The 22,415-nt window shown below is 72.1% G+C and carries 19 protein-coding genes and 1 pseudogene; 9 read left to right on the top strand and 11 right to left on the bottom strand.

Going from position 1 to position 22,415, the window contains the following annotated elements:
• Nucleotides 1-106: 106 nt before the first annotated feature.
• A complete protein-coding gene (locus J1M39_RS02435) occupies nucleotides 107-2,326 on the bottom strand; it encodes a catalase (RefSeq protein ID WP_159228199.1) in 2,220 nt (739 codons plus the stop codon).
• A 170-nt stretch (nucleotides 2,327-2,496) separates the two neighbouring features.
• Here J1M39_RS02435 and J1M39_RS02430 point away from each other — a divergent pair, with 170 nt between their 5' ends.
• Both J1M39_RS02430 and J1M39_RS02425 read left to right on the top strand, forming a co-directional pair.
• Nucleotides 2,497-3,282: a carbon-nitrogen hydrolase family protein gene (locus J1M39_RS02430; protein WP_159228200.1), complete on the top strand. Its 786-nt coding sequence runs from the start codon at nucleotides 2,497-2,499 to the stop codon at nucleotides 3,280-3,282.
• A 136-nt stretch (nucleotides 3,283-3,418) separates the two neighbouring features.
• Entirely contained in the window at nucleotides 3,419-3,958 is a 540-nt protein-coding gene (locus J1M39_RS02425) for a hypothetical protein (protein WP_159228201.1), read from the top strand.
• Nucleotides 3,959-4,072: 114 nt separating this feature from the next.
• Here J1M39_RS02425 and J1M39_RS02420 read toward each other — a convergent pair whose 3' ends face one another.
• Nucleotides 4,073-4,786: an IclR family transcriptional regulator gene (locus J1M39_RS02420; RefSeq protein ID WP_041104426.1), complete on the bottom strand. Its 714-nt coding sequence runs from the start codon at nucleotides 4,784-4,786 to the stop codon at nucleotides 4,073-4,075.
• Between the two features lie 150 nt (nucleotides 4,787-4,936).
• Here J1M39_RS02420 and hutU point away from each other — a divergent pair, with 150 nt between their 5' ends.
• The 4 genes from hutU (at nucleotide 4,937) to hutH (ending at nucleotide 11,034) form a co-directional block, all read left to right on the top strand.
• The gene (gene hutU / locus J1M39_RS02415; RefSeq protein WP_036315785.1) at nucleotides 4,937-6,634 is read left to right on the top strand and encodes a urocanate hydratase; all 1,698 of its coding nucleotides are present in this window, start codon (nucleotides 4,937-4,939) and stop codon (nucleotides 6,632-6,634) included.
• 117 nt (nucleotides 6,635-6,751) lie between these two features.
• Nucleotides 6,752-8,128 carry a YjiH family protein gene (locus tag J1M39_RS02410; RefSeq protein WP_036315788.1) on the top strand — a complete coding sequence of 459 codons (1,377 nt, stop codon included), beginning with the start codon at nucleotides 6,752-6,754 and terminating at the stop codon, nucleotides 8,126-8,128.
• Nucleotides 8,129-8,185: 57 nt separating this feature from the next.
• Nucleotides 8,186-9,391 (top strand): imidazolonepropionase, encoded by a 1,206-nt coding sequence (hutI, locus tag J1M39_RS02405; protein WP_145951192.1) that lies wholly within the window; start codon nucleotides 8,186-8,188, stop codon nucleotides 9,389-9,391.
• Nucleotides 9,392-9,420: 29 nt separating this feature from the next.
• A complete protein-coding gene (hutH, locus tag J1M39_RS02400) occupies nucleotides 9,421-11,034 on the top strand; it encodes a histidine ammonia-lyase (protein ID WP_155933823.1) in 1,614 nt (537 codons plus the stop codon).
• A gap of 277 nt (nucleotides 11,035-11,311) precedes the next feature.
• Here the strand turns inward: hutH and J1M39_RS02395 are convergent, their stop codons facing one another.
• The gene (locus J1M39_RS02395; protein WP_003038432.1) at nucleotides 11,312-11,851 is read right to left on the bottom strand and encodes a hypothetical protein; all 540 of its coding nucleotides are present in this window, start codon (nucleotides 11,849-11,851) and stop codon (nucleotides 11,312-11,314) included.
• Nucleotides 11,848-12,960: a helix-turn-helix domain-containing protein gene (locus J1M39_RS02390; RefSeq protein ID WP_029248264.1), complete on the bottom strand. Its 1,113-nt coding sequence runs from the start codon at nucleotides 12,958-12,960 to the stop codon at nucleotides 11,848-11,850. Before J1M39_RS02390 ends, J1M39_RS02395 begins: the two co-directional genes overlap by 4 nt.
• 62 nt (nucleotides 12,961-13,022) lie before the next feature.
• On the opposite strand from J1M39_RS02390, the pseudogene J1M39_RS12415 reads away from it, so the two are divergent.
• From J1M39_RS12415 to J1M39_RS02380, 3 genes and pseudogenes are all read left to right on the top strand, one after another.
• Nucleotides 13,023-14,057 (top strand): annotated as a pseudogene (locus J1M39_RS12415) (DEAD/DEAH box helicase family protein); the annotation flags it as partial.
• Nucleotides 14,046-15,368, top strand: a complete 1,323-nt coding sequence (locus tag J1M39_RS12505) for a type I restriction-modification enzyme R subunit C-terminal domain-containing protein (protein WP_306432500.1) — start codon at nucleotides 14,046-14,048, stop codon at nucleotides 15,366-15,368. The pseudogene J1M39_RS12415 and the gene J1M39_RS12505, both read left to right, overlap by 12 nt.
• Nucleotides 15,369-15,622: 254 nt before the next feature.
• Nucleotides 15,623-16,087 (top strand): hypothetical protein, encoded by a 465-nt coding sequence (locus J1M39_RS02380; protein ID WP_138976771.1) that lies wholly within the window; start codon nucleotides 15,623-15,625, stop codon nucleotides 16,085-16,087.
• Nucleotides 16,088-16,218: 131 nt separating this feature from the next.
• Here J1M39_RS02380 and hutG read toward each other — a convergent pair whose 3' ends face one another.
• From hutG to J1M39_RS02345, 7 genes are all read right to left on the bottom strand, one after another.
• Nucleotides 16,219-17,265 carry a formimidoylglutamase gene (gene hutG, locus J1M39_RS02375; RefSeq protein ID WP_036315803.1) on the bottom strand — a complete coding sequence of 349 codons (1,047 nt, stop codon included), beginning with the start codon at nucleotides 17,263-17,265 and terminating at the stop codon, nucleotides 16,219-16,221.
• Nucleotides 17,266-17,339: 74 nt separating this feature from the next.
• Nucleotides 17,340-17,855 carry a CoA-binding protein gene (locus J1M39_RS02370; protein WP_036315806.1) on the bottom strand — a complete coding sequence of 172 codons (516 nt, stop codon included), beginning with the start codon at nucleotides 17,853-17,855 and terminating at the stop codon, nucleotides 17,340-17,342.
• A gap of 3 nt (nucleotides 17,856-17,858) precedes the next feature.
• Nucleotides 17,859-19,229, bottom strand: a complete 1,371-nt coding sequence (locus J1M39_RS02365) for an O-acetylhomoserine aminocarboxypropyltransferase/cysteine synthase family protein (RefSeq protein WP_036315810.1) — start codon at nucleotides 19,227-19,229, stop codon at nucleotides 17,859-17,861.
• A gap of 224 nt (nucleotides 19,230-19,453) precedes the next feature.
• The gene (locus tag J1M39_RS02360; RefSeq protein WP_049147891.1) at nucleotides 19,454-20,386 is read right to left on the bottom strand and encodes a hypothetical protein; all 933 of its coding nucleotides are present in this window, start codon (nucleotides 20,384-20,386) and stop codon (nucleotides 19,454-19,456) included.
• Nucleotides 20,387-20,595: 209 nt separating this feature from the next.
• Complete coding sequence (locus J1M39_RS02355) at nucleotides 20,596-21,132, bottom strand: metallophosphoesterase family protein (protein WP_036315813.1); 537 nt, start codon at nucleotides 21,130-21,132, stop codon at nucleotides 20,596-20,598.
• A gap of 8 nt (nucleotides 21,133-21,140) precedes the next feature.
• A complete protein-coding gene (locus tag J1M39_RS02350; RefSeq protein ID WP_043279474.1) occupies nucleotides 21,141-21,947 on the bottom strand; it encodes a DUF1648 domain-containing protein in 807 nt (268 codons plus the stop codon).
• A 15-nt stretch (nucleotides 21,948-21,962) separates the two neighbouring features.
• Nucleotides 21,963-22,415 (bottom strand): EamA family transporter (locus J1M39_RS02345; protein WP_206496424.1); only part of this gene is annotated, 453 nt, incomplete at its 5' end.

Below are 22,415 nucleotides of genomic sequence, written 5' to 3'. Positions count from 1 at the left end.
GGCCCACCCCGGCCCGCGTTTTCGAACGTGAAAGAGGGCGAATGGGCGCTTTCGAACGTGAGATAGGCCCTATCTCACGTTCGAAAGCGCCCGGGGGTCCGCCGAGTCAGTCGGCCAGGCGGCCGGTGGTCGGGAAGCGGTCCCACACGCGGTGCGCGGGCAGCAGCTCCGTCAGCCGGCTGACGGCGGAGGCGCCGTCCGCCGCGGACTCGACGCCCTTGCCGGACACCTGGGCGGCCGCGAGGACGGCCTCCGCCGGCTCGAGGGCGAGGATCGCCTTGGAGTGGCGCCACATCTCCTGCAGCACCTTGACGACGCGCGGGTCCACCGCCTCGGAGTCGGCGGCGCCGGCCTTCTGGTCCAGGCTGGGGGCGGCGTCGGCGGCGGGGGCCGCCGGCGAGGCCACGACCACGGCATCCAGCTCGATGGACGCGGCGGTCAGGTAGGTCCGCTGGGCCACGATCTCCCCGGCCACGGGGCCGCCCTTCGGCGCGATGACCAGCGGGACCATGCCCGCACCGTGGATGCCCTGCACGAGGGCGTCCAGCTCCTTCTCGTCCACGGACTCGCCCACCACGACGCCGACCTGACGGCCGTCGAGCGGCCACGCGCCGCCGATCTGGGACAGCACGGGGGAGGGCTGCACCTCGGCCGGGGTCTCGGTCGGCGCGGGAACGGGGATGCCCAGGCCGTCCGCGACCTGCTGGGCCAGTCGCGTGTCGATCGCGGCGAGGTGGGCCAGCTGGCGCTCGCGGATGGTCTGTTCGTAGCACTTGCCCAGCTCGAACGTGTACGCCTGCGCCACGTGCTCGCGCTCCACCTCGGAGAGGGAGAGGAAGAACAGGCGCGCCTGCGAGAAGTGGTCGTCGAAGGAGGCGGCGTGCGCGCGCTCCTTCACCGAGGCCGGCAGCGGCTCCGGGTGCTCGATGAACGCGTGGTCGTCCGCGGGGGTTTCGTACGGCAGGCCGCCGTCGAGCGAGTTGGGCCGGTACGGCGCCACGCCGCGATGCACGGCGCTCTGGTGGAAGCCGTCACGCAGCATGTCGTTGACCGGGGCGTGCGGGCGGTTGATGGGCAGCTGGTTCCAGTTCGGCCCGCCGAGGCGGGTGAGCTGCGTGTCCAGGTAAGAGAAGAGGCGGCCCTGCAGGAGCGGGTCGTTGGTGACGTCGATGCCGGGCACGAGGTTGGCCGGGTTGAAGGCCACCTGCTCCGTCTCCGCGAAGTAGTTGGACGGGTTGGCGTTCAGCGTCATGCGGCCGAGGGGTTGCACGGGGGCGAGCTCCTCCGGGACCAGCTTCGTGGGGTCGAGCAGGTCGATGCCCTCGAACATCTGCTCCTCGTTGTCCTCGAACACCTGCACGCCGAGCTCCCACTCGGGGAAGGCGCCGGCCTCGATCGCGTCGGCGAGGTCACGCCGGTGGAAGTCCGGGTCCATGCCGTTGGTGAGCAGCGCCTCCTCCCAGGTCACGGAGTGCACGCCGAGCATCGGCTTCCAGTGGAACTTGACCAGCACGGTGGAGCCGTCCGCCGCGACCAGGCGGTAGGTGTGGACGCCGAAGCCCTCCATCATGCGGTAGGAGCGCGGGATGCCGCGGTCGGACATGTTCCACAGGGTGTGGTGCTGCGCCTCGGTGTGCAGGGACACGAAGTCCCAGAACGTGTCGTGCGCGGACTGCGCCTGCGGGATCTCGCGGTCCGGGTGCGGCTTCACCGAGTGCACCACGTCCGGGAACTTGATGGCGTCCTGCACGAAGAACACGGGGATGTTGTTGCCCACCAGGTCCCACGTGCCCTCATCCGTGTAGAACTTGGTGGCGAAGCCGCGGGTGTCACGGGCCAGGTCCATGGAGCCGCGGGAGCCGGCCACGGTGGAGAAGCGGACGAACACCTCCGTCTCCTTGTCCTTGGCGAACAGCCCGGCCCGGCTGATCTTCGCGGCGGTGCCGTAGCCGCGGAACACGCCGTGGGCGCCGGCGCCGCGGGCGTGGACCACGCGCTCGGGGATGCGCTCGTGGTCGAAGTGGCTGAGCTTCTCCCGCAGGTGGTGGTCCTGCAGCAGGGTGGGGCCGCGGCGGCCGGCCTTGAGCGAGTGGTCCGAGTCCTGCAGGCGGACGCCGTGCGCGGTGGTCAGGTACGGGCAGCCCTGCGCGGCGGTCGCGGGGTCGGCGCCGGTGTCCTGGCCGGTGGGGGAGACCTGTGCCGGACCGCGCTGGTCCGGGGCCGGCACGGCCACGGGCTGGTCCGGGTGGGTGAGGGCGGTGTGCTCCTCGAGGTCGGGGGTGATCGGCCCCGGCGTGCCGGGGATGTCGGGCTGCTGGGTGGTCATCGCGTCTGCTCCTGTGGTGTCGACGTGCCGCGCGGTGCCGCGCGGATCCGGGGCGGAGGACGACGGCGGCCGATGCGGGCCGACGTCGTGCCCGGCTTCCAGCGTGGCGGCTGGCCCCAGCGCTGACCAGGGCTGACGGCCACCGGCAGGGGCCTGGCTACCCTGGGGGCATGAGGATCAGCGTCGGACAGTTCGGGCCCGTGGGCGACGCCGAGGAGAACCTGGCCGTGATGGCCCGCCTCGCCGCCCGCGCCGCGGGCGAGGGGGCGGACCTCCTGGTGCTGCCCGAGGAGGCCATGCTCGGGGCCCGCGAGGTGGGGGAGGAGTTCCCCGACGCCGTCGCCGCGGCCTGGGAGCCGTTCGCCGCGGGCCTGGCCGCGCTGGCGCGGGAGCACGGGATCGCCGTCGTCGCGGGCGGCTACGAGCCGGGACCGGACCGGCGTCCCTACAACACGCTGCTGGCGGTGGGCGCGGACGGCGCCCGGCTGGGTGCGTACCGCAAGCTCCACCTCTACGACGCGTTCGCGCACCGCGAGTCGGACCGGATCACCCCCGGCGACGGCGGCGTCGCGGCGATCGAGCTCGGCGGGCTCCGCCTGGGCCTGCTCACCTGCTACGACCTGCGCTTCCCCGAGCTGTCCCGGCGTCTCGCGGTGGAGGGCGCGGACGTGCTCGTGATCCCCGCGGCGTGGTTCTCCGGCGAGCACAAGGTGGAGCACTGGCGCACCCTGCTCAAGGCCCGCGCGGTGGAGAACACCGTGTGGGTGGCCGCGGCGGACACGTGCTCGGACGGCACCGTGGGCCACTCGATGATCGTGGACCCGCTGGCGCTGCCCGTCGCCGAGCTCGCCGACGAGCGGGAGGCCGTGGCGACCGCGGAGGTCACCCGCGAGCGCATCGACGAGGTCCGGGAGTTCCTCCCCTCGCTCGCCAACCGCCGCACTGACGTCCTCTGAGCCGTCCCCGCCCGGCGGACGGGTCACCATTACCCCCTCGGGCTGGGAAAAGCCTAAAATCACGTCAGACGTGCAACCAGACGGGCGCCCCGGCGCTCGGAACGCGCCCCGCCCGGGGCGGGACGGGAGATCAGAGATGACCATCAACGCCGACGGCAGCCACGCCGTCCAGCCCCACACCGCGAACGCCCACACCACCCCGGCCCGCCCCGTGCGCCACGCCGTGGTGGAGGAGGAGGTGCTCGAGCCGCTGCGCCCGGTGGACGGCTGGGGCTTCACCAACCGCGTCATCCTCCTCTCGGTGCTCGTCGTGATCATCGGCGACGTCGTGCGCGTGCTCACCGGCGGCCTGGGTGATCCCAACGGCTCCGTGGCGCTGGGCGAGACCGGCCACGGCTGGGTCGTGCTGGTGCAGTCGTTCATGTTCGGCCTGGTGGGCGGCGCCCTGGCGGGCGCGGCCGGCTACCTGGTCGTGCTGCTGATGGGCGGGGCCGCCCGCTCCGTCGTGCGCTACGTGGTCGGTGGCGTGGTCGGTGGCTTCCTCGGTGCCGTGGGCCTGTTCGCGGTGTTCTCCAACACCGTCCTCTACGGGTCGGGCGTGCACCTGTTCTGGATGCTGCCGGTGGCCGGCCTGCTCGGCGGCCTCTGGGCGGGCGTCGTCTCCTCCCGCCGCTGATCCCCGCAACCGGCGCCTCGGGCGCCGGCCGCAGAGAAAGGCCCCGGTTCCGGCTCTCGCCGGGCCCGGGGCCTTCTCCGTCATCACTCGCACCTTCGATGAGGTGGCTTCAGCCTACGAACTCGCCTTGGGCTTTCCAGGGGAGTCGGCTGGGCGTTCCCTGGGAGTGTCGGCCGCCCCGAGCAGGTGCGCGAGCTCGCCGGTGGCGGCGACGAGGGCCGCCCCGCACCGGTCCGCCAGCTCGTCCGTGCAGCGGTAGGCCGGCACGAGCGTGCTGAGCGCACCGACCACCGTGCCCGCCACGCTGATGGGGGCGGACAGCGAGGTGACGTCCTTCTCCACGGAACGGGTGCGCAGCGTGTAGTCCCCCGCGGCCACGCTGCCGCGCAGGGCGTCGCCCACGGCCGTGCCCGCCAGGGGGACGGTGCGTCCGACCCAGTTCGTGTGGCGGACGGAGTGCGTGCCCTCCACGATCGCCAGGTAGACGGCGGAGTCCGGAGGGGTCGTCACCGAGAGGTAGACGGATTCGCCCGTGGCGGCCACGACGTGGTCCATCGGCCCGCGGGCCAGCTGCACGAGCGAGTCCCGGGAGAAGGCCCGCGCCCCGAGCTGGATGAGGCGCACGCCGGGGCGGTAGGCGCCGTCGTCGTCGCGGGCCACGAAGCCGGATCCCTCGAGGCTGCGCAGCAGGCGCAGCGCCGTGGACGCCGGCAGCTCCGTGGCACGGGCGGCCTCGGTCAGGCTCAGCCGGGGCTGCTCGGTGACGGCGGCGAGCAGGTCCAGGGCCCGGTCCACGGTGCGCGTCGAGGCGGTGGGGGTGGTGGTCATGACAGGGAGCGTAACGGGTGCGGGACACACGGATCGGGCTTGCGCGTGAGCCGAGTCACTGTTTCAATGTTCGGAAAGTGCATGCCGAGCCGTGAAATCACAGGGGCCACTCGTCCCGGCGGCGCACGCACCCCGTCGAGAGGAACTGCCATGGCCGTGGGCTTCACCCAGCACGACCCGTCCCGCACCATCCGCGCCCCGCGCGGCACCGAGCTGTCCGCCAAGTCCTGGCAGACCGAGGCCCCGCTGCGGATGCTCATGAACAACCTGGACCCCGAGGTCGCCGAGCGTCCCGAGGACCTCGTCGTCTACGGCGGCACCGGCCGCGCGGCCCGCTCCTGGGAGGCCTACGACGCCATCGTCGCCACCCTCAAGGACCTCGAGGAGGACGAGACCCTCCTGGTGCAGTCCGGCAAGCCGGTCGGCGTCGTCAAGACCAACGTGTGGGCCCCGCGCGTGCTGATCGCCAACTCCAACCTCGTGGGCGACTGGGCCACGTGGCCGGAGTTCCGCAAGCTCGAGGCCGAGGGCCTGATGATGTACGGCCAGATGACCGCCGGCTCGTGGATCTACATCGCCACCCAGGGCATCCTGCAGGGCACCTACGAGACCTTCGCCGCGATCGGCCGCAAGCGCTACGACGGCTCCCTCCAGGGCACCCTCACCCTCACCGGCGGCTGCGGCGGCATGGGCGGCGCCCAGCCCCTGGCCGTCACCCTCAACGGCGGCGTCTGCCTGATCGTGGACGTCTCGGAGGACCGCCTGCGCCGTCGCATGGGCAAGCGCTACCTGGACGAGGTGGAGACGGACATCGACAAGGCCGTCGAGCGCGTCATGCAGGCCAAGCGCGACGGCGAGGCCGTCTCCGTGGGCCTCGTGGGCAACGCCGCCGAGGTGTTCCCCGAGCTGCTCGAGCGCCAGAAGGCCGGCACCGTCGAGATCGACATCGTCACCGACCAGACCTCCGCGCACGACCCGCTGTCCTACCTGCCGATCGAGATCGACGAGAAGGACTGGCACGCCGAGGCCGAGGCCGACCCGGACACCTTCACCAAGAAGGCCCAGGAGTCCATGGCCCGCCAGGTCGAGGCCATGGTCGGCTTCCAGGACATCGGCGCCGAGGTGTTCGACTACGGCAACTCCATCCGCGACGAGGCCCGCAAGGCCGGCTACTCCCGCGCGTTCGAGTTCCCGGGCTTCGTCCCGGCCTACATCCGCCCGCTGTTCTGCGAGGGCCTCGGCCCGTTCCGCTGGGCCGCGCTCTCCGGCGACCCGGAGGACATCCGCGTGACCGACGAGGCCCTGAAGGAGCTGTTCCCCGAGAACGAGCACCTGCACCGCTGGCTCGACGGCGCCGCCGAGTTCGTGGAGTTCGAGGGCCTGCCGGCCCGCATCTGCTGGCTGGGCTACGGCGAGCGCCACAAGGCCGGCCTGCTCTTCAACCAGCTCGTGGCCGAGGGCAAGGTCAAGGCGCCGATCGTGATCGGCCGCGACCACCTCGACTCCGGCTCCGTGGCCTCCCCGTACCGCGAGACCGAGTCCATGCTGGACGGCTCCGACGCGATCGCCGACTGGCCGCTGCTGAACGCCCTGACCGCCACCTCCTCCGGCGCCACCTGGGTGTCGATCCACCACGGCGGCGGCGTCGGCATCGGCCGGTCCATCCACGCCGGCCAGGTGGGCGTTGCCGACGGCACCGAGCTGGCCGCGGCCAAGCTCGAGGCGCTGCTCACCAACGACCCCGGCATGGGCGTCATCCGCCACGTCGACGCCGGCTACTCCCGCGCCGTCGAGGTCGCCGCCGAGCGCGGCGTCCGTGTGCCCATGGAGGCCACGATCCGGGACTGACCCCGGTCACGTCGTCGGACGGCGACGGTGCCGCCGCGCCGTCGCCGTCCGACGGCTTCACCGCCGCGAGCCGGACGGGCGGACGCCCGTCCGGCTCGCGATCGAAAGGACACCACGATGGACTCGTCCCGCCCCGCAGACCACGAGCTGCACACCGACACCACCGCGATGGCCGCGATCGAGGCCGACGCGCCCCGCCCGCCGGCGCGCTGGCGCATGATCGTCTACTCGGCGATCGGCATCGTCATGTTCTTCGTGCCCGTCACGATCAACGGGGCGAGCTCCATCCCGCTGGACCACCTGGTGACCTGGGTGCGCGGGCTGCTCGGCCCGGCCGACCGCTGGGTGGGCATGGCCATCATCGCCGCCGGCGCCGTGTACCCGTTCGCCTCGGGCCGCTGGCGCACCAGCACCACCCGGACGGTCTTCGCCTTCCTCGCCGTGCTCGGCCTGGTCGCCTCGGCGATGGTCGTGTTCGGCGTGGGCCCGAGCTGGATCCTGGACGAGAGCATCGGCCCGTTCCTGATGGACAAGCTCGTGGTGCCCGTGGGCCTGATCGTCCCCATCGGCGGCGTCTTCCTGGCCCTCGTGATCGGCTACGGCCTCATGGAGTTCGTGGGCGTCTACCTGCGCCCGGCCATGCGGCCGATCTGGCGCGTGCCCGGCCGCGCCGCCGTCGACGCCGTCGCCTCCTTCGTGGGCTCCTACGCCCTGGGCCTGCTGCTGACGAACCGCATGTACACCGGCGGCCGCTACACGGCCCGCGAGGCGGCGATCATCGCCGTCGGCTTCTCCACGGTGTCCGCGACCTTCATGGTGATCGTGGCCAAGACGCTGGGCCTGATGGACATCTGGCTCTGGTACTTCTTCGGCACCCTCGCGGTGACGTTCGCGGTCACCGCCATCACGGTGCGCATCCCGCCGCTGAGCCGCATCCCGGACGAGTGCTACCCGGGCGTCACCCACTCGCCCGAGCAGGCCGTCACCCGGGACCGCTTCCGCGTGGCCCTGCGCGCCGCCGAGCAGACCCTCGCCGAGGCCCCGTCCCTGCCGAAGAACATCTGGGTCAACTTCCGGGACGGCCTCGTGATGGTGCTCCAGATCCTGCCCTCCATCATGTCCGTGGGCCTGATCGCCCTGGTCCTGGCCACCTACACGCCCGTGTTCGAGTGGATCGGCGTGATCTTCTACCCGCTGTTCTGGGCGCTCGGCTACTCCGACCCCGGCCTGCTGGCCTCGGCCTCCGCCACCTCGATCGCCGAGATGTTCATCCCGGCCACGATGGCGGCCGGTCACGAGGACCTCGTCGCCCGGTTCGTGATCGGCGTCGTCTGCGTCTCCGCGATCATCTTCTTCTCCGCGGTGGTTCCTGCCATCCTGGCCACGGACATCCCCGTGAAGATGTGGCACCTCCTGGTGATCTGGGTCGAGCGCGTGGCGCTCACCATCGTGCTGGCCACGCCGCTGGCCCACCTGGTGGCCGCGCTCACCTGAGGCCCACCCCACCGCCCCACCCCGCCCCACCCCCGTCCGTCCCGCAGAGAGGCCCCCATGCGCTCCACGCTCATCACCGACATCGCCGAGCTGACCACCGTCGACCCCGAGGGGCGGGTGCTCACGGACGCGGCCGTCGTCGTCGAGGACGAGCGCATCGCCTGGATCGGCGCCGCCGCGGACGCCCCGGAGGCGGACGACCGGGTGTCCGTCGAGGGCCGCGCCGTGCTGCCCGGCTGGGTGGACTCCCACACGCATCTCGTGTTCGACGGGGACCGCTCCGCGGAGTTCGAGGCCCGCATGGCGGGCGAGTCCTACGCGGCCGGCGGCATCGGCGTGACCACCTCCGCCACCCGTGCCGCCTCGGACGACCGCCTGGCCGAGCTGGTCCGCGGCCGGGTGGCCGACGCGGTGGCCGGCGGCACCACCTACCTCGAGACCAAGACCGGCTACGGGCTCACCGTGGAGGAGGAGGCGCGCCACGCGCGCCTGCTGGCCGGGCTGCGCGAGGAGGGCCTCGTGGACGAGGTGACCTTCCTCGGCGCCCACCTCGTGCCCCCGGGCCGGGACGCGGAGGACTACCTCGACGACGTCGTCGGACCGATGCTCGAGGCCGTGCGGGAGCACGCGGGCTGGGTGGACGTGTTCTGCGACGCCGGCGCCTTCGACGCCGAGCAGACTCGCCGCGTGCTCGCCGCGGGCGTGGCGGCGGGACTGGGCGTGCGCCTGCACGGCAACCAGATCGAGCAGGGCCCGGGCGTGGGCGTGGCCGTGGAGTTCGGCGCCGCCTCCGTGGACCACGTCAACCACCTCTCCGACGCGGACGTCGAGGCCCTCGCCGGCACCTGGACCGGCTGGGACCGCGCCTCGGCCACCGGCACGCCCGGCACCGTGGCCGGCTGCCTGCCCGCGTGCGACCTGTCCACCCGCGCCCCGCTGGCGCCCGCGCGCCGCCTGCTCGACGCCGGCATCGAGGTCTCCCTGGCCTCGAACTGCAACCCGGGCACCAGCTACACCACGTCCATGAACTTCAACGTGGGCACCGCCGTGCTGCAGATGCACCTGACCCTCGCCGAGGCCGTGCGCGCCGCCACCCTCGGCGGGGCCATCGGCCTGCGGGCGCAGGACCGCGTCGGCAGCCTCGAGGTCGGCAAGCGCGCCGACCTGCACGTGCTCGACGCCCCCGCCGCCATCCACCTGGCCTACCGCCCCGGCATGCCGCTGACCCATGCGGTCTGGCGTGCCGGCCGCCGGGCCGTCTGATCGACCGACAGCAAGGAGAACGCATCACCATGACCACCCCTCCCGCCACCGTCACGCTCGGCACGTCCGGGGCCACCCTGGACGACGTCGTCGCCGTGGCCCGCCACGACGCCCGCGTGGTGCTCGCCGACGACGTGCTCGAGACCGTCGGCGCGGTGCGCCGCCACGTCGAGGCGCTGGCCGAGGCCGAGACCCCCACCTACGGCGTCTCCACCGGCTTCGGCGCGCTCGCGGACAAGCACATCCCGCTCGAGTCCCGCGCGCAGCTGCAGAAGTCCCTGATCCGCTCCCACGCCGCCGGCATGGGCCCCGTGGTGGAGCGCGAGGTCGTCCGCGCGCTGATGTTCCTGCGGGCCACCACGCTGGCCTCCGGCCGCACGGGCGTGCGCCCCGTGGTGGTCGAGACCTTCGTGGCCATGCTCAACGCGGGCATCACCCCCGCCGTGCGCGAGTTCGGCTCCCTGGGCTGCTCCGGTGACCTCGCCCCCCTCTCCCACGTGGCCCTGGCGCTGATGGGCGAGGGCGACGTCGTCGGGACTGACGGCGCGCTGCGTCCGGCCGGCGAGGCGCTCGCCGAGGCCGGGATCGAGCCGGTCGAGCTGCGGGAGAAGGAGGGCCTGGCCCTCGTCAACGGCACCGAGGGCATGCTCGGCATGCTGATCATGGCGCTGGCCGACCTCGAGGAGCTCGCCGACACCGTGGACCTCACCGCCGCGATGTCCGTGGAGGCGCTGCTCGGCACCGACCGCGTGTTCGTGCCGGAGCTGCACCTGCCGCTGCGCCCCCACCCGGGCCAGGCGACCTCCGCCGACCGGATGCTGAGGATCCTGGCGGGCTCGCCGATCGTGGCCAGCCACAAGGAGGGCGACTCCCGCGTGCAGGACGCCTACTCGCTGCGCTGCGCCCCGCAGGTGGCCGGCGGCCTGCGCGACACCCTCGCGTACGTGCGCACCGTGGCCGTGCGCGAGCTCGCCGCCACCGTGGACAACCCGGTGGTGCTCGACGACGGCCGGGTGAGCTCGAACGGCAACTTCCACGGGGCGCCCGTGGCGTACGTGCTGGACTTCCTGGCCATCCCGGTGGCCGACGTCGCGAGCATGTCCGAGCGCCGCACCGACCGCATGCTGGACCCGGCCCGCTCGCACGGGCTGCCCGCGTTCCTCGTGGACGACCCGGGCGTGGACTCCGGCATGATGATCGCCCAGTACACGCAGGCCGGGCTCGTCTCGGACATGAAGCGCCTGGCCGTGCCCGCGTCCGTGGACTCCATCCCGTCCTCCGCGATGCAGGAGGACCACGTCTCCATGGGCTGGCATGCTGCCCGCAAGCTGCGCTCGGCCGTGGAGAACTTCCGCCGTGTGCTCGCCGTCGAGCTCGTGGCCGCCGCTCGCGCGATCGAGCTGCGCGCGCCGCTGCAGCCCTCCGCCGCGACCGGTGCCGCCGTCCGCGTGATCCGCGAGGCCGGCGTCCCCGGCCCCGGCCCGGACCAGTACATGGCCCCGCAGCTGGCCGCCGCCGAGCAGGCCCTGCGCGACGGGTCCGTGCTGGCCGCCGTGGCGGAGGCGCTCGCGGGCGTATCCGCCGATGCCGAGCCGCAGGACCTGGCCGAGGAGTCCGAGGGCGCCGAGGCCGAGGGGCACTGACGCCACAGAGTGGTCAGACGCCACAGAGTGGTCACGACATGCCGCGTGCGTCTGCACGGGACGGCGTGTCGTGACCACTCTGTGTGTGGAGGGGGCGGCCTGCGGGTCGGGCCCGGTCGCCTCGGCTCAGGTGAGGAGCACCGTCGTCGTCCTGTGCCGGCCGACGATCGTATGGATCAGGCGGGAGACAATCCGGGCAACGCCATGTGGTTGGTGTCGTGCGGTGAAGCCGGAACGGCGCGATCAGTCCGATTGCAGCACGACACCAGCTAAGGGCTTATCCCAGGAGTCCCTGTTGTTCGGCCCAGCACTTGAATCCCCCTGGGCCGAAGGGAAGCCGGTAATCGCCCATGATGAGATCGTCAGCGAGGCTCTCAACCATGGGAACGGTGAGTTGCTCCTTGCGGATCGCCTCACAGAGCAACCCGAGGGTGCCGGTGCACTCGAGCTTCTCGCGCTTGGCCAGGACGCGGGGCACGTTGTCGTCGATCACGATGCGATACCCGTGCGTCCGACCGAGGGCTAGAACGCCGCATTCGCCCCGGTTCCGACCGCCCGCCACAAGGTGCTCCTCGTATCGGGCGAAGGCCGCGAGGAACTCGAGGTCCTCGCTGCGGTCCACGACGATCCATTCGGCGTCCAAGATCTGCCGGAGATCTGGGTGCTGGTACTGCTGGTCCCTGATCTCCTGCTCCACACTCTCCGGAATCACGGCATGGCCGGCTGTCAGGAACTTGAGCACACCGAGCCATCCTTTCAGGGTGAAATGGCGCAGTGGTCCCGTATCGAAGACGTAGGTCTCCGGAACGGCGGTCACGAGACGTACTCCCAGATCTCCTGTTCCTGACGTGGGGGAAGGTCCGGAAGGTCGTCGTCGTCGAAAGTCCCATCCAAGAGGTCGAGTGTGCGTTCACGCGAGAGCTTCTCGGCCTCGAACAGCGCGATGACGTGCTTCTGGTACACCCGGGGCTGGGTAGTGCCTGCCATCTCGTCAGACGGGTACAGATCGTGGGTGATGATGTCCGTCTGCGTGGTCTGCACAGCGCGGATGTCGTTTGCCGTGGAAGCGTCCACCAATTCCAGGTCGTGGAGTCGGCGGGCCAGGGTCGACATGTCCACCAGGTAGGTGCCGGCGATCTTCACAGCGGCAGTGCGGACATCGCCTGAGTGAGCTGCGGCGGGCCATTCCTGTAAAAGGACAGCTGCTGGCAGGAGAAATGCTCGAGCGAACCGATCGAGGCGACCCTCGATGTCCGGGCCGGTGTGGGCGGTGCGCCAGTCCACCGTGTATTCATCGGCAAGTAGGTAGTGCCCAAGCTCGTGCACGGCGGAGAGGCGGCGTCGCCCGACCTTGGGGGTGGAATTCACCAGGGAGATGCCGCCCTCGGCGAGGAGCACCGTTCCCGCGTCAGCGGCGTCCACGCCGAAGTTGCGGGAGAACAGGAGCAGGCCAGCAGTGGCCAGGTGCGCCTGGAGGTCCTTTACGGGTTCCGTTGCTGTATACCCGACGTGCTCGCGTGCCCGGGCGGCCATGTCGTCGGCCTCGTGAACGGACTTGGGCTGCTCCCAGGGGTCCCGCACGCCGAACCCCTCGATGGGATGCAGGCCGTGCAGGAACTCGACGTCTGCGAGGAGTTCGGCCAGCAGGTGGTCCACGGCCGACTCGGTGGTATCCAACCCCTGGGCGGAACGGTGCGAGACGAGCGCTGGCGCAGGCTCGGTGAAGAACGACTGCATTCGGGTTCCCAGGGCATCGGCGATGGAGGCCAGCTCCAGGGCAGTGACCTTCCGTTGTCCGCCTTCGATCCGGTTGACCATGGTGCGCTCGAGGCCAACGGCGGTAGCTAGGTCCTGCTGGGACATCCCGCGACGCTCCCGCGCGGCACGTACACGGGCACCCAGCGAATGAGGAGTGGTCGGCGACATGTGTGCGATTCTCGCACACATGGCACTGGCGGTGAACCCTCGTCGCATACGCTGATGCGTTCGAGAACAAGCGCCGCGCCGCACTGCTGGTGATGGCCACCGGCACCGGGAAGACGTGCACCGCCGTCGCCCTGGTGGACCAGATGGCCCGCGCCGGATGGGTCAAGCGCGTGCTCTTCCTGGCGGACCGGCAGGCCCTCGTGAAGCAGGCCGCGGACGCCTTCGTGGAGCACGGCTTCGTCGGCACCACCGTGAACCTGCTGAAGAACCGGCACGGGGAGGGACGCGTCTACGCCTCCACCTACCCCACCATGCTCGGCCTCATCCAGGAGTCCACCGGCCAGGGCGCCCGCTTCGACCCCGGATACTTCGACCTGGTGATCGTGGACGAGGCCCACCGGTCCGTATACGCCAAGTACGGCGAGATCTTCCGCCACTTCGATGCCCTTCTCGTGGGCCTCACCGCCACCCCCAAGGACGAGATCGACCGGAACACCTACGGCCTCTTCGGCCTCGAGCCCGGCGTGCCGACTGATGCCTACACCCTCGACGAGGCCGTGGCGGACGGGTTCCTGGTGCCGCCGCGGGGCGTCTCCGTGGGCACCACCTTCCTGCGTCGCGGCACCCGGTACGATCAGCTTCCCGCCGAGGAGCAGGAGGCCTGGGACGCGCTGGACTGGGGCGAGGACGAGGCGCCCGAGGAGGTTTCGAGCGAGGAGATCAACCGGTTCCTCTTCAATGCGGACACCGTGGACCGCGTGCTCTCCACCCTCAGGGAGCACGGCCACAAGGTGGCCGGCAGCGAACGGCTCGGCAAGACCATCGTCTTCGCCAAGAACCAGCCGCACGCCGAGTTCATCCTGCAGCGGTTCGACGCCCAGTGGCCGGAGCTCGGCGGCCGGTACGCCCAGATCATCACCCACGCCAGCCGCTACCCGGACGCCCTGCTGGACGACTTCAAGACCCCCGGCAAGGCCCCGCACATCGCCATCAGCGTGGACATGCTGGACACGGGGGTGGACGTGCCCGACGTCGTCAACCTCGTGTTCTTCAAGCTCATCCGCTCCAAGACCAAGTTCTGGCAGATGATCGGCCGCGGCACCCGCCTGCGCCCGGACCTCTACGGGCCGGGGAGGGACAAGGAGGACTTCCTCGTCTTCGACTGGTGCCAGAACCTCGAGTTCTTCAACCAGGACCTCCCGGAGTCCGACGGCTTCACCCAGAGGTCCCTCACCCAGCGGTTGTTCGAGGACCGGCTCGCGCTCGTCGTCGCCCTCGACGCCCTGGACGATGACGCTGGGGCGCCCGCCGCCGTCGGGCCGGAGGAACGCGCGGTGCGCGAGCTGCGCCGCACCGCCGCCGAGGAGCTGCAGGCGGCCATCGCCCGCCTGACCCTCGAGAACGTCCTGGCCCGCCCTCTCCGCCGGGAGGTCGAGGAGTTCCAGCGGCCTGAGGCGTGGACGTCCCTGAGCGCCCAGGCCGCCGAACGGGCACGTGCGCTGGCCGGGGTGGTCACCGGGTTGCCGGGGGAGGACGTCGACGCCAAGCGCTTCGACCTGCTCATCGTGCGCCGGCAGCTGGCAGACCTCACCGGGGAGGCTGGCACGGCCGAGCGCATCCGGGCCACGGTGCAGTCCCTCGGGGAGAACCTGCTCTCCAAGGACGCCATCCCCGCCGTGAAGGAACAGATCATCCTCCTCGAGGCCGTGGCCGGGGAGGAATGGTGGGAGGGCGTCACTCTCGGCATGCTCGAGCACGCCCGGAAGAAGCTGCGCGGGCTCGTCCAGTTCATCGAGAAGGTCCGCCGCTCCCGCGTATACACGGACTTTGCGGACACGCTCACGCAGCTTGAGGAGGTCGACGTCGTGCGGCCGACGCCCGGCGTGGACATCGAACGGTTCTGGGCCAAGGTCAGCGAGCCGCTGCGCCACAACGAGTCCTCGCTGGCGCTGCAGAAGCTGCGCCACGGCAAGCAGCTCACCGAGCCGGACCTGGAGTCGCTCGAACAGCTGCTCCGGAGCATCGGGGCCGAGGACGCGCACCTGGCCGCGGCGAAGTCCGAGGGCGAGGGACAGTTGGGCCTGTTCGTGCGCATGCTAGTGGGGATGGATCGTGCCGCCGCGCAGGGCGTGGTCGCGGACTTCGTCCAGGACCGGACGCTCACCCAGGCGCGGATCCGCTTCCTGGGTCACATGGTGGAGGAGCTTACCGCCAATGGCGTCCTGGACGCCGGCCGGCTGTTCGAATCTCCCTACACGGACGACGCCCCCGGGGGGCCGTTCGGCCTGTCCGAGGAGGCGCAGGTGTACTCCCTGCGCGAGCGGCTGGACCTCGTCCGGACGTCTGCGATGGTGCCGGGACCAGAAGCGAACGCGGGCGGGGACGAGGCGCGCGGCGTCGTCGCATGACCTGACCGGACGGTGAGCCGAGTCGTGATATCCGCCCTTCTGCGAGCCTCCAGTTTCTATGACTGCTCACGTAGTGTTCAGACATGACTCCCGTCACCTGCCCCAGGGCCCCCAAGCGAGGCCATAGGAAAGAAACTGCTCGTGCACGTTGTCCGCACTGTGGCTCTTCCCCAGGTCCGGGCGTTACCCCACCAACAGAGACATTGATCGCTCTGCCCCCAGGGCCGGAGGGTGCCGATAGACAGACTTCCCCAATGGAATGTGAGCGACGTCGTCGAATCGATGAAGTGCTTCAGTTGGCTGGTGACCTTCTGGTCACGGAAAGCATCCGGGAAGTTCGTACGCACCTTCTCGATTTTGCCGTAGCCTACGGCGAACAGGGGCGTGGACGAGTGCGGCGCCATGCTATGTGCCAGGTACTTGCCGAGGTGGCGAATGCGCTAGATCCAGGCGAATACATCGATGAAGCAGCCGCTCGCATCAGGACAGCCCTCGCCACGGCAGGTCTTCCTCGACCGGTCGTCGCCTTGGCAATCGCAGCGACAAAGAAGATTGCAGCGGGAGCCGTGGAGGGGATCAATCCGACTGGGCAGATTCGTTTGGCGATCTGGATGCTCATCTCTGTGCTCTGCCCGAGGCCGGAGGTGTGCCCGGCTCAGCCAAAATCAGGCGTGGAGGTTCTTAAAGAAGCTCTGGAAGATGCAGAGTCTGCTTTCTGATCATCACAGAGGCTGAGTGACCCTCAACGCACCTCGCTACCTCAGCGGCGGTGGCGGCCGACGATCGTGTGGATCAGCCGCACCGCGGCCCTCGCGGTGCGGCCCCCGCGCCCGAATGGACCCCGGCCCGCTCAGGCCAGCAGCGACGCGTCCGTCCGGTGACGGCTGACGATCGTGTGGATCAGCCGGGCCGCGGCCTTCGCCGTGCGGCCGTCCACGTCCAGGGCGGGGTTGAGCTCCACGACGTCGGCCAGGGCCAGCTTCCCGGACTGGGTGGCCTCCAGCGCGCACGCGTGGATCACCTCGTACGGCACGCCGAAGCCGGCCGGTGCGCTCACCCCTGGGGCGACGGCGGCCGGCAGCACATCCAGGTCGATCGTCAGGTAGAGCACGTCCACGGCGTTGATGAAGGAGCGCACCCAGCGGCGCACGCCGGTGACGTCGGCGGTCTGGGCCTGCTCGTCGGTCACCCACGTGACCCCGCGTTCGCGCGCGGTGTCGAACAGGGCCCGGGTGTTGTTGGCCTCGCTGATGCCCACCACCGCGTAGGAGAGCTGATGCTCCGCCCCCTCGGCGTCCCGCAGCGCCTGCAGGAACGGGGTGCCGGAGCTGGGCCGCGGCGCCTCGCGCAGGTCGAAGTGCGCGTCCAGGTTGAGGATGCCCACGCGGGTGCCAGCAGCCACGCGCGTGGAGCCGGTCAGGCCCGTGATCGAGGCGTAGGCGGTCTCGTGTCCGCCGCCGAGCACCACGGCCAGGTCGTGGGCGTTCAGCAGCCCGCTGACCACTGTGCCCAGCTCGGCCTGGCCCGCCTCGAGTTCGCCCGGGGCGTCGTCGTCGCCGCGGTCCACGGACACGTCGCCCGCGTCCACGAGCGCGCCCGTGCCCTCGAGGTACGCGAGCGAGGCGAGCGCACCGCGCAGCGCCTCCGGGCCGTCCTCGGCTCCCACGCGGCCGTGGTTCCGGCGCACGCCCTCGTCCGAGGCGAAGCCGATGAGCGCCGTGGACCGCGCGCCCGACGTCGGAGCGCCGGCGCCGGGGTCGCGCTGCGGCGTCGTGGGCTCGCCGCGGCCGTCGGCGGGGCGGACGACCTGGTGCCAGCGCAGGTGCTCGGGGGTGTCACCGTCGGTGCGGCCGGTCCAGGCGGGGGAGAGGGACGAGGAGGGGAGCTCGGAGGTCATGGGACCATCCCACGCCATCGACGGGCGGGTGCGCAACGACGGCCGGACGACGCCCGACACGGGGCGTCGCCCGCCTAGCGGTCCAGTTCCTGGCGCCGCGAGCTGATCACGCCGGTGACGAAGCCGGCGAGGTTGAGCCCGCCGTGGAAGCGGGCGTGCTCGATCTTCACGCAGCGGTCCATCACGACCTCCAGGCCCGCGGCCTCGGCCTGGCGCGCGGCGTCCTCGTTCCAGATGCCCAGCTGCAGCCACACGGTCCGGGCGCCCACGCGGGCGGCGTCCGCCACCACCTCGGGGGCGTCGGAGGACTTGCGGAACACCTCCACGAGGTCCGGGGTGACGGGCAGGCCGTCCAGCGAGGCGTACACGCGGTGGCCGAGGATCTCCTTGCCGGCCGCGGCGAGCACGGGATTCACGAAGTAGACGTCGTACGTGGTCGAGCTCAGCAGGTACGTGGCCACGAAGTAGGACGCACGGGCCGGCTTGTCCGAGGCGCCGACGATCGCGATCGACCGGGTGCGCCGCAGCATCGCCAGGCGCTCGGGGGCGCCGGGGCCGGTCCAGGTGCGCTCGGGGTGGGTGGTGCTCATGGCTCAGGCCTCCTGCTCTGCGGGGACGACGGCGCCGTCGCGGGCGCGGCCGGTGGCCTCGGTCAGGGCCTGGTCCAGGTCCCAGAGGATGTCCTCGAGGTCCTCGATGCCCACCGAGATGCGGATGAGGTCCGCCGGGATGCCCGCGGCCACGAGCTGCTCGGCGGTGAGCTGCTGATGGGTCGTCGTGGCGGGGTGCAGCACCAGCGTCTTCGCGTCGCCGATGTTGGCCAGGTGGGAGGCCAGCTGCAGCGCGGAGATGAAGCGCGACGCCGTCGCGCGCCCGGCCTCCGGGCCGGAGGCGCCGTCGTCGGTGTCCGTGGCTGCCGGGGCCACGCCGAAGCTGAACACCGAGCCGACGCCCCGGGGCAGCAGCTGCTGCGCGCGGGCGTGGTGCGGGTGGTCGGGCAGGCCGGCGTAGCGGACCCAGGAGACGCGCGGGTCCTCGTCCAGCCACTGCGCCACGGCCTGCGCATTCGCCAGGTGGGCGTCCATGCGCGGGGCCAGCGTCTCGACGCCGAGCAGCAGCTGGAACGCCGACTGCGGGGCCAGCGACGGGCCGAAGTCGCGCAGCTGCTCCGAGCGGAGCTTGGTGAGGAAACCGTACTCGCCGAAGTTGCCCCACCAGGAGACGCCGCCGTACGAGGGCACGGGCTCGGTCATGGACGGGAACTTGCCGTTGTCCCACGGGAAGCGGCCGGACTCCACCACGACGCCGCCGAGCGTGGTGCCCTGCCCGCCGAGGAACTTCGTGGCCGAATGGATGACGATGTCCGCGCCGTGTTCGATCGGCCGGATCAGGTAGGGCGGGGTGAGGGTCGCGTCCACGACGAGCGGCACGCCGTGCCGGTGGGCGACGTCGGCCAGGCCCGGCAGGTCCACGACGTCACCGGAGGGGTTGGCGACGATCTCCGTGTAGACGGCCTTGGTGTTGGGCTGGAGGGCGGCCTCGAAGTCCGCGGCCTCGGCGGAGTCCACGAACGTGGTCTCGACGCCGAACCGGCGCAGGGAGACGTCCAGCTGGGTGATCGTGCCGCCGTACAGCTTGGAGGACGCCACGATGTGGTCGCCGGCCCCGGCGAGGGCCGCGAAGGTGACGAACTCGGCGGCCATGCCGGACGCCGTCGCGACGGCCCCGATCCCGCCCTCGAGCGTGGCGACCCGCTCCTCGAACGCGGCGACCGTGGGGTTGCCGATCCGCGAGTAGATGTTGCCGTACTTCTGCAGCGCGAAGAGGTTGGCGGCGTCTTCGGCGGACTCGAACACGAAGGAGCTGGTCTGGTGGATCGGCACCGCGCGGGAGCCGTGGACGGCGTCCGGGACGGCGCCCGCGTGCAGCGCCTGGGTGCGGAAGCCGAACTCGTGGTCAGCCACGGGGGTCCTTTCGATGGAGGCTTCGGGACAGTCCGCCCCATTGTCCCGGGCGAGGCGCGCCGGGGGCAGGGTGGGCACGTCGCAGAGCGTCACGCGGCGCCGGCCGGTGCCGTGCAACGCGGGTTGAGTTATCACCGGTTACGCGGGCCTGGACCCGTGACAACTCAACCCGCGTTGGACGGGACCCATGACAACTCAACCCGCGTTGGACGGGCGGGGGCGGATCAGCGCGTGCGGGCGAGCCGACGCCGGACCAGCCCCACGATCCGCCCGAACCCAGCGCGCTGGTCCTCCCAGGTGCAGCGCAGGGTCGTCCATTCCCGTTCGAGGCAGTACGCGTCCCGACGGGCGTCCCTCGCCTGCTGCTGAGCCGTGCGGTGGCCGGCGCCGTCGTACTGGAGGGCCAGGCGCGCCCCCCGGTACCCGAGGTCCACGACGGGCGAGGCCGGGTCGGCCGGGTCGACGGCGACCTGCAGCTCCGGCTCCGGCAGCCCGGCCCGGATCAGCGCGAGCCGGAGGAAGGTCTCGGGCGGGGAGTCGGCCCCGACGCGCACCTCCGCCAGCGCGGCACGTGCGAGACGGACACCCGGCCGGCCACGGCAGCGGGCGAGCACCTCCGACAGCTCGGACACGGTGGCCACGGGGTCCGCCCGGCCCGTCGGCGTCCACGGCGGACGCACCAGGTGGTCGCCGTCCGCGATGAGCCAGTCCACCTCGTGGGGGCGGAGCATCCCGGCGAGGTCGAACCAGGTGCGCGCCGCCGTCGTGACGCGCTGGCCGTCGGGAAGCTCGAGCACGTGGTCGGAGGGCAGCCGCACCCGGTGGCTGACGACGCCGTCCAGGTCGGTCCGGTGCGTGCGCGCGGAGCGGTCGAAGGTCAGGTGCAGTCCGGCGGGCCGCGCGAGGCGGGGCGGCAGCGGCAGTCCGTGCCAGAGGGCGGCAGAGACGTGGGAGACCACCCCGCCCGTGAGGCGGACCAGCGCGGCCGCGCCGTCCGGGGCGCACGGGTCGGGGATGCCCGCGGTGTGCACGCCGCGGCAGATCCGGGCGAGGTCTGCCGCGAGGGTGCGGCGCCACGGCAGGCCGGCGGCGTGCAGCTCGGCCGTCGTGAAGGCGCCCGCGGCGAGGGTGGACGGCAGGGGCGTGCGCGCGGTCATGGGGTGAGCCTGCCGCCCCCCGGCCCTGCGACGGGCCGAACCGACGCGCCCTGGGGAGGGCCGCCGTCGTCGTGGTGGCTGTGCAGGAGCGGCCGGCCCGCCGGTCATGGTGGCACCGGCGCGACGCGGGTTGAGTTATCACGGGCGCGAGCCGCCTGGACCCGTGATAACTCAACCAGCGTTGCAGGGGGGAGCGGCCGGCCCGTCGGTCACGGCGTGCGGTCCACGGACACCAGCTCCACGTCCTCGAGCCGCCCGCCCCGCACCACCGCGCGCATCAGGGTGCACACCGGCTGCCGCCTCCGGTCCGTGCAGGAGCCGGGGTTGAGCAGCCGCAGCCCCGGGTTCGCGGTGTCCGGACCGGCCACGGTGTCCCACGGGATGTGGCTGTGCCCGAAGACCAGCACGTCCGCGTCCGGGAACGCCGCGGCCATGCGGCGCTCGCGGCCGGCCGCCGGGCCCGTCTCGTGGACCATCGCGATCCGCACCCCGCCGATCTCCACGCGCGCCACCTCGGGCAGCCGCGCCCGCAGCCCAGGCCCGTCGTTGTTGCCCCACACGCCCACCAGCCGGGCGGCCCTCGCGTCGAGGTCGTCGAGCACGTCCTCGGCCACCCAGTCGCCGGCGTGGAGCACGACGTCGGCCCGCGCCACCTCGGCCCACACCTGCGCGGGCAGAGCGCGGGCGCGCCGCGGGATGTGGGTGTCCGCGATCAGGAGCAGGCGGGCGGCGTCGTCGTCGGGCACGGTCCGCCTCACCGTGCCGCGTACGCGCCGAGCCAGATCGCCAGCGGCAGGCCGACGATGAACACGGCCACGAATCCGCGCACCAGCCACCGGCCCACCGGGGTGGCGAGGTTGACCGTCGCGCCCACCCCGTAGCCGGGACGCTTGGCGGGGAAGACAGCCGGGTCCTCGGGGTCGCGCTTGAGCCCCAGGGGCGTCCACATCTCGTCCTCGGCGCGTTCCGCGGCCGTGGGCCGGTACTCGAGGTCCGCCGCGACGCGGTCCGACCAGCGCGTCCACCGCTGCGTTCCGGCCCGCAGTACCGGGAAGATGCCCACCATGAGCACGGTCAGTGTGAGGGGCAGGAGCCACCACGGCATCGTCCACGCCCCGGCGGCGAGCACCTCGGCCGTCGTCGGGGCCAGCACCAGCACGATGAGCACGCACGACCACCCGAGGCTTTCCTGGACCCCGCGGTGCACCCCCGTCTGGCGCACGCGCCGCCACGGGGACAGTCCCGGATCCGTGGGGGTGAGGGCGGTGACCATAGCGGAGACCAGCGCCAGGAAACCCGTCATGCCGAGGCCGATCAGCGGCCCCGCCGCCACCGTGCCGAACGAGGTGTCCTCCCACGCATCCGGCCGCCCGTCGACGCCCCAGTGCGTGGGCACGCGCTCCGGCAGGCCCGGCAGGGCGACGAGGGCCCACCCCAGCAGCGCCAGGCACAGCACGGCCGCGAGCAGGAACGGCAGCCACGGACGCAGCCGGCCACGGCGCAGGGCGGCGCGCTCGGCGGCGGGGACGTCGTCGGGGGCGGGACGGGACGGGTGGGGCATCGACACAGGCTAGCCTCAGCCCCTGCCCGCCACACCCGGTGACCGGCCCGTCCAGACGGCGGCCGCGCACGCCGCGATCACCAGCAGCATCCCCGCCAGGTCCAGCGGGGTGAGCTCCTGCCCGCGCACGGCCCACGCGGTCAACGCCGCCGCGATCGGCGACAGGCACGTCAGCAGGGAGAACAGCGCGGTCGGCATGCGGCGCAGCACCTGCAGGTCGATCCCGTACGGCACCGCCGTGGACAGCAGCGCCACGGCCAGCCCCACGCCCAGCACCACGGGAGAGAGCAGGGCCGCCCCCGCCGTCGCGACGCCGACCGGCAGCGCCACGAGGGACCCGGCGGCCGTCGCCAGGGCCAGCCCCTGCACCCCCGGCAGATGGGTCCCCGCGCGCCGCGAGAGCAGGATGTACGCCGCCCAGCACGCCGCCGCGGCCAGCGCGAGCGCCACCCCCACCGGGTCCAGTCC

Source organism: Micrococcus sp. KRD077, from assembly GCF_017168505.1.
Classification (GTDB): domain Bacteria; phylum Actinomycetota; class Actinomycetes; order Actinomycetales; family Micrococcaceae; genus Micrococcus; species Micrococcus luteus.
The sequence above is the reverse complement of the archived record's forward strand: the minus strand, read 5'-3'. Positions and strand labels throughout refer to the sequence as shown.

Excerpts from the sequence above, each read along its gene's own strand:
- J1M39_RS02370 (WP_036315806.1), bottom strand. The coding sequence starts at position 17,855 with ATGAGCACCACCCACCCCGAGCGCACCTGGACCGGCCCCGGCGCCCCC.
- J1M39_RS02380 (WP_138976771.1), top strand. The coding sequence starts at position 15,623 with ATGGAATGTGAGCGACGTCGTCGAATCGATGAAGTGCTTCAGTTGGCT.
- J1M39_RS02390 (WP_029248264.1), bottom strand. The coding sequence starts at position 12,960 with ATGTCGCCGACCACTCCTCATTCGCTGGGTGCCCGTGTACGTGCCGCG.
- J1M39_RS02435 (WP_159228199.1), bottom strand. The coding sequence starts at position 2,326 with ATGACCACCCAGCAGCCCGACATCCCCGGCACGCCGGGGCCGATCACC.
- hutI (WP_145951192.1), top strand. The coding sequence starts at position 8,186 with ATGCGCTCCACGCTCATCACCGACATCGCCGAGCTGACCACCGTCGAC.
- J1M39_RS02420 (WP_041104426.1), bottom strand. The coding sequence starts at position 4,786 with ATGACCACCACCCCCACCGCCTCGACGCGCACCGTGGACCGGGCCCTG.
- J1M39_RS02350 (WP_043279474.1), bottom strand. The coding sequence starts at position 21,947 with ATGCCCCACCCGTCCCGTCCCGCCCCCGACGACGTCCCCGCCGCCGAG.
- J1M39_RS12505 (WP_306432500.1), top strand. The coding sequence starts at position 14,046 with ATGATCGGCCGCGGCACCCGCCTGCGCCCGGACCTCTACGGGCCGGGG.
- hutG (WP_036315803.1), bottom strand. The coding sequence starts at position 17,265 with ATGACCTCCGAGCTCCCCTCCTCGTCCCTCTCCCCCGCCTGGACCGGC.
- hutH (WP_155933823.1), top strand. The coding sequence starts at position 9,421 with ATGACCACCCCTCCCGCCACCGTCACGCTCGGCACGTCCGGGGCCACC.
- hutU (WP_036315785.1), top strand. The coding sequence starts at position 4,937 with ATGGCCGTGGGCTTCACCCAGCACGACCCGTCCCGCACCATCCGCGCC.
- J1M39_RS02430 (WP_159228200.1), top strand. The coding sequence starts at position 2,497 with ATGAGGATCAGCGTCGGACAGTTCGGGCCCGTGGGCGACGCCGAGGAG.
- J1M39_RS02425 (WP_159228201.1), top strand. The coding sequence starts at position 3,419 with ATGACCATCAACGCCGACGGCAGCCACGCCGTCCAGCCCCACACCGCG.
- J1M39_RS02360 (WP_049147891.1), bottom strand. The coding sequence starts at position 20,386 with ATGACCGCGCGCACGCCCCTGCCGTCCACCCTCGCCGCGGGCGCCTTC.
- J1M39_RS02410 (WP_036315788.1), top strand. The coding sequence starts at position 6,752 with ATGGACTCGTCCCGCCCCGCAGACCACGAGCTGCACACCGACACCACC.